The organism is Martinezella lusitana (assembly GCF_016901135.1).
GTDB classification, from domain to species: Bacteria; Pseudomonadota; Alphaproteobacteria; order Rhizobiales; family Rhizobiaceae; genus Rhizobium; species Rhizobium lusitanum_D.
In genome coordinates, this window is the sequence record NZ_JAFEVL010000045.1 from 553,511 (window position 1) to 566,120 (window position 12,610).

A 12,610-nucleotide genomic window follows, 5' to 3' on the forward strand; every position below is an offset into this window, starting at 1 on the left:
CATGACTTGCGAACTCATGACTCCTACCCGCCGTGCCGTTCTCGGTGCTTCAGGCGCATTGTTCGCCTGGGCCTTCATCCCTCGTTTCGCCCACGCCGCCGGCGGCCGCGACCCGCGCTTCATCACCATCATACTGCGTGGCGCGCTCGATGGCCTGACGGCGGTTCCGCCCGTCGGCGATCCGGACTATCAAGCGCTTCGTCAGGCGATCGCCATGACGACGAGCGGTCCGCATGCGGCGCTTCCGCTCGACAGCTTCTTTGCGTTGCATCCTTCGATGCCGAACTTCAACAACCTCTATCGGGCGGGACAGGCGGTCGTCGTTCATGCCAGCGCCACTCCCTATCGCGACCGCTCGCACTTCGACGGTCAGGACGTGCTGGAATCCGGCTATGAGACGCCGGGTCGCGTTGATTCCGGCTGGCTGAACCGGATGCTTGAGGGTCTTCCCAAGGGCGACAAAGTCTCGCCCGGTGCATCCACCATCCGCGGATTGTCGGTCGGCGCGAACGCACCGCTGGTTATTCGCGGCAAGGCGCCGGTGCTGGGCTGGTCGCCGTCCAACCTGCAACCAGTCAGCGACGATCTGCCGCCACGGCTGATGGATCTCTACAGCCACACCGATCCCTTGTTCGCGAAGATCCTCGCCGAGGGCATCTCCACCGGCAAGATCGCGGCTGGCCTCGACGTAAAGGCGCGAGGCGGTCCCGGCGACCCCACCGGAATGGAGCAGATGGCGAGGGGCGCCGCGCGCCTGCTGGCGCAGGATGACGGTCCTCGCGTGGCAGCGCTTGCCTTCGAAGGATGGGATACCCATGCCGGCGAGGTGGATCGGCTGAACAAGCTGCTTGTTGGTCTCGACAATGCGTTAGCCGCGTTCCAGCAGGAGCTCGGCCCTGCCTGGAAGGATACCGCCATCGTCGTTGCGACGGAGTTCGGCCGCACGGCACAGGTGAACGGCACCGAGGGCACGGATCATGGCACCGGAACGACAGCATTCCTTGCCGGTGGTGCGATCAAGGGCGGCCGGGTAATTGCCGACTGGCCCGGCCTCAAGCAGACGCAGTTGCGCGATGGCCGCGATCTTGCCGCCACGACCGACCTGCGTGCGGTGATCAAGGGCATCGCCGTCGACCTGCTTGGCGCCTCGCCAGCGGTATTGACCCGCGACGTCTTTCCCGGGTCCGATCATGTCCTGCCGATAAAGGGGCTGATCGTCTGACGACAGGCTGTCGTCACGGCCAGTCGGCATAACCCGACGAAAGGGTGCCTTCCGAGACTTCGCTCTTGCGGGCGAAGTCGCGATAGGCGGCCGGCGAAAAACCCGTCTTCTTCTTGAAGAAGTGGCTGAAATAGGTGGGGTCGCGAAAGCCGAGCCCGTCGGAAATCTCCTGGACTGTACGGGCCGAGCGCTCCAGCCGCAATTTCGCTTCCTGCACGACCCGCAAATCGTTGATCGATGCTGCTGACCTAAGCAGGCCGTGCCGCGTTGGCGACGACGACGGGGATCAGCAGATCGCCCCAGTTGCCATCGCCGCCATGGTGGCGGGCCGAGCGGACGAGCTCGACGGAGACGCCGGCGTCGACCGCATTCATGACCGCCTGGTTGAGGCGATGCAGCTCGTTGGCCAGCATGCGGATGACGGCCTGCTGGTCGGAATTCATGGTGAGAGATTGCTCCTCGGCTCTCTCGCGGACGCGTGCTATCGATGGCATGTCATTCTCCTCCTGTTGATCTGGATATTACTCTGCTGCCGGCTTGAACTGGGCGTGCTCGGTCGATCCGTGCATGGCGGTGGTCGATGACTGGCCGCCGGTGATTGCCAGCGACACCGCATCGAAATAGCCCGTGCCCACTTCTCGCTGATGCTTGGTGGCGGTGTAGCCATTGGCCTCGGCCGCGAATTCGGCCTGCTGCAGTTCGGAATAGGCTGCCATCTGGCGGGCCTTGTAGCCGCGAGCAAGCTCGAACATGCCGAAGTTCAGCTGGTGGAAGCCGGCAAGCGTGATGAACTGGAACTTGTAACCCATCGCGCCCAGTTCGCGCTGGAACTTGGCAATCGTCGCGTCGTCCAGATTTTTCTTCCAGTTGAAGGACGGCGAGCAATTATAGGCGAGCAGTTTGCCGGGATGGACCCGGTGCACCCCTTCGGCGAACCGGCGCGCCTGCTCGAGATCCGGCTTCGACGTCTCGCACCAGATGAGGTCGCAATGCGGTGCGTAGGCGACGGCGCGGGCGATGCAGGGATCGATGCCGTTCCTGACCTGATAGAAGCCCTCGACCGTGCGGCCGGCATCATAGTCAACGAAGGGCTGGTCGCGTTCGTCGATATCGGAGGTCAGAAGCTTGGCAGCTTCCGCATCGGTACGGGCGACGACCAGTGTCGGCACGCCCATGACATCGGCTGCCAGGCGGGCGGCGTTCAGATTGCGGATATGGGCAGCTGTTGGAATGAGAACCTTGCCGCCGAGATGGCCGCATTTCTTCTCCGACGCCAGCTGGTCCTCGAAATGGACGCCGGCCGCACCCGCCTCGATATAGGCCTTCATGATCTCGAACGCGTTGAGGGGGCCACCGAAGCCCGCCTCGGCATCGGCAACGATCGGCGCGAACCATGTGTCGACCGAAAGACCCTTGCCCTCGGCAGTCTCGATCTGGTCGGCCCGCTGCAGGGTGCGGTTGATGCGCTTCGCCAGTTCAGGGCCCGCGTTGGCGGGGTAGAGGGACTGGTCGGGATACATGGCCGAAGCGGTATTGGCGTCCGCTGCGACCTGCCAGCCCGACAGGTAGATCGCCTTCAGCCCGGCGCGGACCATCTGCATGGCCTGGTTGCCCGAGAGCGCACCGAGCGCATTGACGAAATCCTCTTCATGAATGAGCTGCCAGAGCCGGTTCGCTCCCATCTCGGCTAGGGAATGGCGAATGGTGATCGATCCGCGCAGCCGCTTCACATCCTCAACCGTATAGGGCCGCTCAACGCCATCGAAACGTCCGGCAGGCGCGTTCGGAACCAGTTTGTAAAAATCTGTCATGCGAATCTCCCAAGGCTGTTCTGCTGATCGTTTGATCGATGTGAATTGCGTGACGATTTTTACAGGATGAGCATGCCGGAAGCCAGAAAATCTGGAATAACCCATTAGATAAAAGGGTTAGGATGTGCTATTGTTGACGGTGGTCGCTAGTAAATTTGTAAATATTGTAAAATTCGGTGCAAAGGGAAATTTGTAAAGGGAATGACAAATGGCTGAGCGCAAGATCTTTGCCGGGCCGCGGGTTCGGCGCATCCGCATGGGCCTCGGCCTGACGCAGACGACCATGGCGCAGGCCCTGGAGATTTCGCCGTCCTATCTTAATCTCATCGAGCGCAATCAGCGGCCGTTGACCGTGCAGCTGCTTTTGAAGCTGTCGGCGGTCTACAAGATTGATCTCGATGAGCTGCAGGGCGGGCAGGGCGGCAATGCCGGGCAATTGCGCGAGATCTTCGCCGATCCGCTGCTTGTCGGCGAGATCCCCGCCGATCAGGAGCTGATCGAGCTTGCTGAAGCCGCGCCAAACGCGGCAAACGGCATGATCCGGCTCTATCGTGCCTATCGCGAGCAGGCGGCCAGGCTGTCCGATCTCGCCGAACTCTTGGCCCGCGAGGGTCGGGTTGCGGATGTTGTCGGCCCACGCCTGCCACTCGACGAGGTTCATGACCGGTTGCAGGGACGGCCAAATTTCTTTGCCCGCATCGAGGATGCCGCAGAAGCGTTCTACTCACGTCTTGCACCCGGCGACGATATGGCGGGCGCCCTGAAAGCGTGGCTGAAAAGCGAGCATGGCATTGCCGTGCGCCTGCTGCCGGTGCACGCCATGCCGAGCTTGCGCCGGCGTTACGACCGCCATTCCATGCGCCTGTTCCTTTCCGAGCGCTTGTCGCCTTTCGACCAGCTGCGGGAGATCGCAACCGAGGTCTCCCTGCTGGCATTGCGTGACGAGATTGCCACTGAGCTGGACGCGCTCGCTCTCTCGACGCCGGAAGCCAAGCGGATCGCCCGTTTCGAACTGGCGCGCTATGCTTCCCATGCTCTGCTGATGCCTTGCGGCGCCTGTCTTTCGGCGGCGCAGCGCCTGCATTACGATATCGATGGGCTTGGCGCCCGCTTCGGGGTTTCCTACGAGCAGGCGGCCACGCGTCTGACGACCTTGCAGCGCCCGGGCGCCTCAGGCATCGCCTTTTTCCTGATGGAAATCGACAGCGCCGGCCATCGCCTGCGCAAGGCCGGAGCACAGGGTTTCCCGCAGGCTCGTTTCGGCGGAGGCTGTCCCAAGCTCAATATTCACGCCGCCTTTGCCCAGTCAGGGCAGATATTGGTCGAGGCGACGGAGATGCCGGATGGTGCGGGTTTTCTGACGATATCGCGCACCATTGAAGGCCCTCAGGCGGATTTTGGCGAAAGGGTGCGCCGCACGGCACTTCTCATCGGCTGCGACGTCGCTCATCGCGATGAGGTTATCTATGGCAAGGCGCTTGGTTCGACGCCGGTGACGATCGGTCCGGCCTGCCGACTGTGCGAGCGTCAGGGCTGTCTGGTGAGAGCCGAACCACCCGTCACGCGTCCGCTTGGCCTCGATGAAATGGCGGCGGGCCTCAGTGTGTTCGACTTTCAATGATCGCATTGGCTGTCGTTATCGGCGCGGGCGTAACGGCAGATAGAGTATGTTAAAATCTATGGTTTATATGGGCAATTGTTGCGCCCATCTGTTGATAAATAGCATGTCATTCCTCGCGTGGCGCGCTTGCCCTCTCTAGGTTCCGCGCAGACAAGGAGTCTGACATCCATGAATTTTGCCAAGCGAACATCTGCTGCCATTTTTGCCGCTGCTCTTTCCTGCGGCGCGCTTTTTTCCACGATTGCCCACGCTGATGCGACGCTCGATCGCATCAAAGGTCGCGGCGCGCTGACGGTCGGCGTCATCCTGTCGGGTGCGCCTTTCGGCTATATCGATCCGGCAAGCCAGGAGCAGAAGGGGTATAACCTCGACATCGCCAAGGCACTCGCCGATAAGCTCGGCGTCAAGCTGGAAACGGTGACGGTGACGCCGCCGAACCGGGTGCAGTTCCTGCAGCAGGGCAAGGTCGATATCCTGATTGCCAACATGCAGTACACCGAAGAGCGCGCCAAGATCCTCGATTACGTGCCGACGCCCTATGACCGCAGCGGTGGCGCCGCCGTCGGCCGCAAGGATAGCGGTTTGAAGGACTGGAGCGACCTGAAGGGCAAGCCCGTCTGCGTTTCTCAAGGGTCGAACTACACGCAGCCGCTGATCGAACAATATGGTGCCGAAGTGAAGGCGCTGCCGAGCCAGCCGGAATCGCTTCTGGCGCTGCAGGGCGGCAATTGCGTCGCCGCCGTACATGTCGGCGCGACGGTCAATCTGCTGCTTCAGGATCGGCCGCAGGAGTGGAAGGACTATACGATCCTGTTCCCCACTGAGCTCGTTCCTTCGGATTCGGTGATCTGGCTGCGCAAGGGCGAGAGCGACACGAGCGCTGCGCTCGACAAGGCCATCCGCGAGCTGCACACAAACGGCAAGCTTCTCGACTATGCCAAGGCGAACCGTCTGCTCAACACGACCTATCTCGAGGAAGAGCACGAGAAGCTCGAGGCCGAAGGCAAGTGACGTTGTCAGTCGCTTGAGGAGCGGTTTGCATGGGGAATTCGCTTCTTCAGACCTTTATCGACTGGACTGGCAAGATCGGGCTCCATTACGAGTTCCTGTCCAGCGGCTATGAGGCGCAGATCTGGCGTGGTGGTTTCATCACCACGCTTTATCTCATCGTGCTCCTCATTCCCTTGAGCCTGCTTTTCGGCCTGCTGTTTGCGGCGATGCTCACCTCCGGGCGCAAGGCCTTGTCCGTGCCGGTCAGAGCGTTCATCGAGGTCACCCGCAATACGCCGACGCTGGTTCAGCTGATGTTCAGCTTCCTGGTGCTGAACACGCTCGTCTCCAATGGTCTTGGCGGCGCACAGAACAATCCCTTGACCCCATTTTTTTGGGTTGTTGCAGTCGTTGGTCTGCATGTGGCCGCGCTCCATGCCGATGCGCTTCGTGCCGGCATCGAGGCGGTGCCGGAGCAGACGGTGGAGGCGGCGCGCGCGATCGGCTTTACGCGCCTGCAGATCCTGCGCTTCGTCGCGGTACCCCTTGCCGTCAGGGCCTCGCTCCCGGCGATCGTCAACAATATGATCAATCTGGTGAAGCTGACGACCGTCGGCAATGCGATTGCGGTGAGCGAGATCACCTATGCCTCGATTATGGTCTGGACGCAGCGCGACAACGTCGTCGAGCTGATGATTGTCATTCTGCTGTTCTTCAGCGCCATCAACCTTGCGGTGGCCAGGATCGGGCATTGGGTCGAGAAACGTCTGGCCGTGCCGGGCTTTGGGGTCGGCGCATGACAATGGCAAAACTCTCCTCCGCTCCTTCGAGCAACTGGCTGCCCTGGCTGTTTGGCGCGCTGGTCGCAGCGGCTGTCGTCTGGCTGCTCGCCGATCTCTCGCTGCTGCATGTTCTGATCGAATGGCTGCCTTACCTAGGCAACGGCTTCCTGATGAACATCCTCATCAGCCTGCTTGCCATGGTCGGCGGTACTGTGGTGGGTGTGGCGCTCGGTATCTTCGAACTCGCGCCCCTGAAGATCGTGCGCTACCCGGTTGTTCTCTATGTCCAGATCTTCCGCAATGCGCCGCACTTGGTGCTGATCTTTGCCACGACCTATATCTTTCCCTTCGAAATCGTCGTCTTCGGCCACTATCTGCCCTTTCCTGACTGGCTGAAGGCAGTGATTGGGCTTGCCATTCCGGCCAGCGCCTATGTCGCCGAGATCACGCGCGGGGCCATCCAATCGATCCCGACGACGCAATGGGAAGCGTCAAAGGGGCTCGGCTTTTCCCGGCTGCAGGCGTTGCGCTGGATCATCCTGCCGCAATGCGCCCGCCGTTCGCTGCCACCCTGGATGAACCTTTTCGCCTCGATCACCATGGCCAGCGCGCTCGCCTCACTGGTCGGTGTTCATGAGTTGCTGCATGCCGCGACAGACGCCAGTACTGCCGTGCGCCGGTTGGATTTTACCGTACTCGCCTATTTAGTAGTGATGACGGCGTTCTTTGCCCTCTGCTATCCCATTTCCAGCCTGACGCGCCGCCTCGAGCGTCGCCTCAAAGCATAAGGAGCCGGCATGAGCCAAGCTCAGACCAATCCGATCGTCGAACTGGCCAACGTGCATCTCGCCTTTGGATCTACCGAGGTCCTGAAAGGCATCGACCTGACGGTCGCCCGCGGACAGACCGTTTCGATCATCGGTCCGTCCGGATCCGGCAAATCGACGATCCTGCGCTGCATCAACGCGCTGGTTGCGCCGCAGACCGGACACATTACCGTCAACGGCGTGCGCGTCGATCAGATGCGCAACGAGGCCGAGCGCATCAAGCTGCGGCAGAAGATCGGTATCGTCTTCCAGCAGTACAATCTGTTTCCGCATCTGTCCGTGCTCGACAACATCACGATCGCGCCGATCCGCATCCTCGGCGTCGATCGGGCCGAAGCCGAACGTCACGCCAGGGATCTTCTGGCGCGCGTGCGCCTATCCGAAAAGGCGCAGATGTTTCCGGGGCAGCTTTCCGGCGGGCAGCAGCAACGCGTGGCGATCGCGCGGGCTCTTGCAATGCGGCCGGATCTCGTCCTGTTCGACGAGGTGACCTCCGCGCTCGATCCTGAAACCGTCGGCGAGGTGCTTGCCGTCATTCGCGATCTCGTCAAGGAGGGCATGACCAGCATCCTCGTCACGCATGAAATGCGCTTTGCCGAGGAGATCAGCGATGTCGTTGTTTTCACCGAAAATGGCCTGATCGTTGATCAAGGGTCTCCGGAGGATATCTTCCAGAAGTCGACGAACGCCCGTATCCGGCGCTTCGTCAACGGGCTTGCTGGCGGCCGCACCTCGCTGGAAGACGGCGAAGGCATCTGAAGGGATCGATGATGGAAAAAGCCTTTCCGCTGACCACAGCTTTCGCCGAGGCCATCGTATCAGCCGAACCGTTGAGCGATGAAGCCGCCGTTGCAGCTGCACGCAAGGCGATAGTTGATTGGCTCGCCTGCGCCTTCGGCGGCGCAGCCGACCGCACAACGCGCATCCTGCTGGAACAGCTGCCGGCGGGTGCGGGAGAGGCCGTCATCATCGGGCAGGGGCGTCGCACCGATGCGCTGACGGCGGCCTTGGTCAATGCCCATGCCGGCCATGTGCTTGACTATGATGATGTGCATGCCAGCGTCCGCGGCCATCCGACGACGGTGATCGTGCCCGTGCTGCTCGCGCTGGCGTCGGAAGAGCGGCTGTCGGCCGACCAGCTGATCGCCGGTTATATCGTCGGCCTTGAGGCCATGGCGCGTCTCGGCCTTGCGATCGGCATGCGCCATTACGAGAACGGCTTCCATGCGACTGCGACGCTCGGCACCATCGGCGCTGCGGCGGCCGTTGCCCATGTGCTCGGCTACTCGGTCGCCGAGACATCAACCGCACTGGGACTTGCCGCTACCCATTCGAGCGGTCTGCGCCTGCAGTTCGGTCACGACGCCAAGCCCTATCACGCCGGCATGGCGGCCCGCTCGGGCCTGCTGTCGGCCAAGCTCGCCAGGGCCGGCTTCGGTGGCGCCAGGGATTTCCTCGACAACCCGATCGGCTTTTTCTCGGCTTTCGCCTTCGGCGAAGAGCGGCCGCAGGCGGCGGTGGAGGGTTGGGGTGCGCCCTGGCAGATCGTCGCTCCGGGCTTGACGCTCAAGGCCTTCCCATGCTGCACGGCCAGCCATCCGGTCGGCATGATCGGCCTTCAGCTACATGGCGAAGGGCTGAATGCCGAAACGATCGACGAGGTGGTCATCACCTTCCCACCGGGCGGCGACGCCGCACTGGTCGTGACTGATCCGAGCATCGGCATCGATGCCCGCTTCAGCGCCGAATATGTCTTTGCCACGGCCCTGGTCGACGGTGCGCTGAAGATCAACCATTTTGGCGAGACGCCGGTGCGCGATGACCTGATGGCGATCGCGCGGCGTATTCGCCGCCGGCACGATGAGGCGGCCCCGCGTATGTCGAGCGATCCGAAGACACGTTTCGTGATTGCCGAAGTCAAGCTCAAGGACGGAAGCCGTCTGGTCCGCGAGTTCAAGGGCTTGCCGGGTTTGAACGATCCGACCGAAAAATTCCGCGATGCGACCGATAACCATCCGTCCGTATCGACCATTCCCGAGCTGGTGAGGACCATGCGCAACGAGGACGATCTTCATCGTCTCATCGCGCTTTTGGCCCACAGTCCGAATTGATCTTCTTCCAAGAAACGCAAGGCATGTATCCATGAGCACGACACGCAAGATCCATCTCGGCCTCTTCCTGCAAGGTGCCGGCCATCACGTGTCCGGCTGGCGCCACCCGGAGGCGGAGGCCGGCAGCGAGAACTTCGATCTCCTGCGCCGGGTCGCGCAGATTGCCGAAGCGGCCAAGTTCGACATGCTGTTCCTGGCCGATGGCCTGACGAGCGGCCTCGATGCCCATCCGTCGATGATCGCCCGCTTCGAGCCGCTGACGCTGCTTGCCTCGCTTGCCATGGTGACCGAGAAGATCGGCCTTGCCGCGACTGCGTCTACCACCTACGGCGAACCCTACCATCTGGCTCGCGCCTTCGCTTCGATCGATCATCTGAGCCATGGCCGCGCCGCCTGGAATATCGTCACGACCTCCTATGCGCGCACGGCCGCTAATTTTTCCAAGAGCCATCCGGAGCATGACGAGCGCTATGCGGTGGCGCAAGAGTTCGTCGATGTGGTGCGCGGCCTGTGGGACAGCTGGGCCGACGATGCCTTTCCGAAGGACAAGGAAAGTGGCGTCTATGCCGACCCTAACAAGGTGCGGGTGCTCGATCACGCCGGCAAATATTATTCGGTCAAGGGACCGCTGAATATCCCGCGCTCGCCGCAGGGGCATCCGATCCTCATCCAGGCCGGCTCCTCGGGTCCTGGCCAGGATCTTGCCGCCCGCACCGCCGATATCGTCTTTACCGCCCAGCAGAGCCTCGACGAAGCACAAGCCTTCTACAAGAGCCTGAAGAGCAGGGTTGTCGGCTTTGGGCGCAGCCCCGACGACGTCGCTGTCATGCCGGGCTTTCTGCCTGTTATCGGCAGGACGGCAGCCGAGGCGCGCGAGAAGCTCGACGTGTTGAACCGCTGGACAGAGATCAAGAGCGCCATGCCCCTGCTCGAGGAGCGGATTGGCCATAGCCTGGCCGACTATGATCTCGACGGTCCGCTGCCCGACCTGCCGATCTCGGACCAGCTGCGCAGCCGCGCCGAACTGCTGACCGAGCTTGCCCGCCGCGAAAAGCTGACGATCCGCGAACTGGCGCTGCGCGTTGCGGCCGGTCGCGGTCATCACATCGTGCTCGGCACGGCCGAGGAGATCGCCGATCGCATGCAGCTATGGTTTGAAAACGGCGCTGCGGACGGTTTCAATGTCATGCCGCCGTTCTTCCCGGCCGGCCTTGAGGATTTCACGCGCGATGTCGTCCCGATCCTGCAGGACAGAGGCCTCTTCCGCCGCGAATACGAAGGCACGACGCTGCGCGATCATCTGGGTCTCGCGCGACCTGCCTGGGCCTGACGGTCGCCGAGGCGTAAAGCCTCGGCTCTAAGTCACCAGCTTACATCGCCAAATCAGGCGTAGAGGCCGAACTGTGCGTTATGAAGTCGGGCATAGGCGCCGCGACGGGCGAGCAATTCGTCATGCGATCCCTGCTCGACAATGCCGTTGTCGCCCATGACGATGATGCGATCCGCATTGCGGATGGTCGACAGTCGGTGCGCGACGACCAGCGTCGTGCGCCCTTTCGCCAGCTCCAAAAGCGCCTGCTGGATGGCATATTCCGTTGCCGTATCGAGCGCCGAAGTGGCCTCATCGAGGATCAGGATCGGCGGATCCTTGAGGAAGATGCGGGCAATCGCCAGGCGCTGCTTTTGGCCGCCCGAAAGCTTGACGCCGCGCTCGCCCGTCGGTGTATCGAGCCCGCCGGGGAGGGAGCGGACGAATTCGTCGAGCGAAGCGCGTTGCAACGCCTTCATGATATCCTCGTCGGTCGCGCCCAGCCTTCCATAGGCAATATTCTCGCGAATGGTCGAGCCGAACAGGAAGACGTCCTGCTGCACGATGCCTATCTGGCTGCGCAGCGAGGCCTGGGTCATGTCGCGGATATCGACGCCGTCGATGGTGATGCTGCCAGCCGTCACGTCATAAAAGCGCGGCAGCAGCGAGCAGATGGTCGTTTTGCCAGTGCCGGAGGCGCCGACGAAGGCGACGGTCTCGCCGGCTGCGATCGTCAGATCGAGATCCTTGAAAATCGTGGTCTGATCGGAGTAGCCGAAGGCGACGCTGTTATAGGCGATGTCGCCCTTCAAATGATTGACCACAACCGCATTTGCCCTGTCGGCAAGGTCCGGCTCCGTGTCGATCAATGAGAGGAAGCGTTTGAAGCCGGCAATGCCTTTGGGATAGGTCTCGATGACAGACGTGATCTTGTCTATCGGACGGAAGAAGACATTAATGAGCAACAGGAAGCTGACGAACCCGCCATAGCTCAGCTCGCCCGATATGACGAACCAGGTTCCGGCCATCATGACGACGAGCTGCACCAGGCGCGTGCTGAAATAGCTGAGCGCAATGCTCGCCGTCATATAGGCATAGCCGTCCAGTTTGGTTGCCTTGTAGTCCTCGTTGTCGCTGGCAAACAGCTGGCTTTCGTATCTTTCATTGGCGAAAGCCTTGACCACGCGGATGCCGCCGACGGTTTCCTGCATCCGTGTGTTGAAGTTGCCGACCTTGCCGAACAGGCTGCGCGAGTTCACGGTCATCTTGGAGCCGTAGCGGCTGACCAGCCAGGTCATGAACGGCACAATGGTCGTCGTCAGCAGCGCAAGCTTCCAATGCACGCTGAACATCAGCAGGAACGCGCCGATGAAGGTCATGATCGCGATGAACAGGTCCTCGGGGCCGTGATGGGCGATTTCGCCCACTTCCTCGAGATCCTTGGTGACGTGGGTGATCAGGTGACCGGTGCGGTTGTTGTCGAAATAGCGGAAGGAGAGCTTCTGGATATGGTCGAAGGCCTGGCGTCGCATATCGGATTCGATCGAGATGCCGAGCGCATGGCCCCAATAATTGACCACTGCCGAAAGTCCCGTATTCATCGCGTAGACGACGAGGAGCAGAGCGGCTGTTCCGAAAATCAGGCCCCAGTCGCGGCTTGGGAGCAGCTGATCGATGAAAAGCTTGACCGCCAACGGAAAGCCGAGTTCCAGCAGGCCCGCGAGCACGGCGCAGCCGAAGTCGAGGAAAAACAGCTTTTTATAGCGTGCATAATAGGAAAAGAAGCGACGAAGCATGAATGCCCTCCATGGGCACTGAAGAGGATATGATGGGACAAGAACGGACTGAACAGCAGCCCGAATTCGGCGTCGCCGTTCAGCGCTAGTGGGTGCTGAAATTTCTCATCTGGCGATCCTCCTGCTTGAGTCGCGGGAATT

General features: G+C 61.6%; 11 protein-coding genes and 1 pseudogene. 8 read left to right on the forward strand and 4 right to left on the reverse strand.

From position 1 onward, the window contains the following. The first annotated feature begins 1 nt into the window (after position 1). Entirely contained in the window at positions 2-1,222 is a 1,221-nt protein-coding gene (locus JTP94_RS18420; RefSeq protein ID WP_204851909.1) for a DUF1501 domain-containing protein, read from the forward strand. A 13-nt stretch (positions 1,223-1,235) separates the two neighbouring features. On the opposite strand, the pseudogene JTP94_RS18425 reads toward JTP94_RS18420, so the two are convergent. The 3 genes and pseudogenes from JTP94_RS18425 to aceA form a co-directional block, all read right to left on the reverse strand. After that, a pseudogene (locus JTP94_RS18425) lies at positions 1,236-1,448 on the reverse strand (helix-turn-helix domain-containing protein); the annotation flags it as partial. A 22-nt stretch (positions 1,449-1,470) separates the two neighbouring features. Beyond that, positions 1,471-1,716: a hypothetical protein gene (locus tag JTP94_RS18430; protein ID WP_204851910.1), complete on the reverse strand. Its 246-nt coding sequence runs from the start codon at positions 1,714-1,716 to the stop codon at positions 1,471-1,473. Between the two features lie 27 nt (positions 1,717-1,743). Then, a complete protein-coding gene (aceA, locus tag JTP94_RS18435) occupies positions 1,744-3,033 on the reverse strand; it encodes an isocitrate lyase (protein WP_204851911.1) in 1,290 nt (429 codons plus the stop codon). Positions 3,034-3,241: 208 nt separating this feature from the next. On the opposite strand from aceA, the gene JTP94_RS18440 reads away from it, so the two are divergent. From JTP94_RS18440 to JTP94_RS18470, 7 genes are all read left to right on the forward strand, one after another. After that, positions 3,242-4,654: a short-chain fatty acyl-CoA regulator family protein gene (locus JTP94_RS18440; protein WP_204851912.1), complete on the forward strand. Its 1,413-nt coding sequence runs from the start codon at positions 3,242-3,244 to the stop codon at positions 4,652-4,654. Between the two features lie 168 nt (positions 4,655-4,822). Continuing rightward, positions 4,823-5,665, forward strand: coding sequence for a transporter substrate-binding domain-containing protein (locus JTP94_RS18445; RefSeq protein ID WP_204851913.1), 843 nt, complete (start codon positions 4,823-4,825; stop codon positions 5,663-5,665). A 29-nt stretch (positions 5,666-5,694) separates the two neighbouring features. Beyond that, positions 5,695-6,444, forward strand: a complete 750-nt coding sequence (locus JTP94_RS18450) for an amino acid ABC transporter permease (protein WP_204851914.1) — start codon at positions 5,695-5,697, stop codon at positions 6,442-6,444. Continuing rightward, positions 6,441-7,214 carry an amino acid ABC transporter permease gene (locus JTP94_RS18455; protein ID WP_204851915.1) on the forward strand — a complete coding sequence of 258 codons (774 nt, stop codon included), beginning with the start codon at positions 6,441-6,443 and terminating at the stop codon, positions 7,212-7,214. The genes JTP94_RS18450 and JTP94_RS18455 overlap by 4 nt, the downstream gene beginning before the upstream one ends. 9 nt (positions 7,215-7,223) lie before the next feature. Then, positions 7,224-8,012: an amino acid ABC transporter ATP-binding protein gene (locus JTP94_RS18460; protein ID WP_204851916.1), complete on the forward strand. Its 789-nt coding sequence runs from the start codon at positions 7,224-7,226 to the stop codon at positions 8,010-8,012. Positions 8,013-8,023: 11 nt separating this feature from the next. Then, a complete protein-coding gene (locus tag JTP94_RS18465) occupies positions 8,024-9,364 on the forward strand; it encodes an MmgE/PrpD family protein (RefSeq protein WP_204852323.1) in 1,341 nt (446 codons plus the stop codon). Positions 9,365-9,395: 31 nt separating this feature from the next. Then, on the forward strand, positions 9,396-10,694 hold the full coding sequence (locus JTP94_RS18470; RefSeq protein WP_204851917.1) for an LLM class flavin-dependent oxidoreductase: 1,299 nt from the start codon (positions 9,396-9,398) through the stop codon (positions 10,692-10,694). Positions 10,695-10,747: 53 nt separating this feature from the next. Here JTP94_RS18470 and JTP94_RS18475 read toward each other — a convergent pair whose 3' ends face one another. Continuing rightward, positions 10,748-12,469 (reverse strand): ABC transporter ATP-binding protein, encoded by a 1,722-nt coding sequence (locus tag JTP94_RS18475; RefSeq protein WP_204851918.1) that lies wholly within the window; start codon positions 12,467-12,469, stop codon positions 10,748-10,750. Between the last annotated feature and the right edge of the window lie 141 nt (positions 12,470-12,610).

Bases quoted from the DNA above. Each gene is read 5' to 3' on its own strand.
- JTP94_RS18420 (WP_204851909.1), top strand. From the start codon at position 2: ATGACTTGCGAACTCATGACTCCTACCCGCCGTGCCGTTCTCGGTGCT.
- JTP94_RS18430 (WP_204851910.1), bottom strand. From the start codon at position 1,716: ATGCCATCGATAGCACGCGTCCGCGAGAGAGCCGAGGAGCAATCTCTC.
- aceA (WP_204851911.1), bottom strand. From the start codon at position 3,033: ATGACAGATTTTTACAAACTGGTTCCGAACGCGCCTGCCGGACGTTTC.
- JTP94_RS18440 (WP_204851912.1), top strand. From the start codon at position 3,242: ATGGCTGAGCGCAAGATCTTTGCCGGGCCGCGGGTTCGGCGCATCCGC.
- JTP94_RS18445 (WP_204851913.1), top strand. From the start codon at position 4,823: ATGAATTTTGCCAAGCGAACATCTGCTGCCATTTTTGCCGCTGCTCTT.
- JTP94_RS18450 (WP_204851914.1), top strand. From the start codon at position 5,695: ATGGGGAATTCGCTTCTTCAGACCTTTATCGACTGGACTGGCAAGATC.
- JTP94_RS18455 (WP_204851915.1), top strand. From the start codon at position 6,441: ATGACAATGGCAAAACTCTCCTCCGCTCCTTCGAGCAACTGGCTGCCC.
- JTP94_RS18460 (WP_204851916.1), top strand. From the start codon at position 7,224: ATGAGCCAAGCTCAGACCAATCCGATCGTCGAACTGGCCAACGTGCAT.
- JTP94_RS18465 (WP_204852323.1), top strand. From the start codon at position 8,024: ATGGAAAAAGCCTTTCCGCTGACCACAGCTTTCGCCGAGGCCATCGTA.
- JTP94_RS18470 (WP_204851917.1), top strand. From the start codon at position 9,396: ATGAGCACGACACGCAAGATCCATCTCGGCCTCTTCCTGCAAGGTGCC.
- JTP94_RS18475 (WP_204851918.1), bottom strand. From the start codon at position 12,469: ATGCTTCGTCGCTTCTTTTCCTATTATGCACGCTATAAAAAGCTGTTT.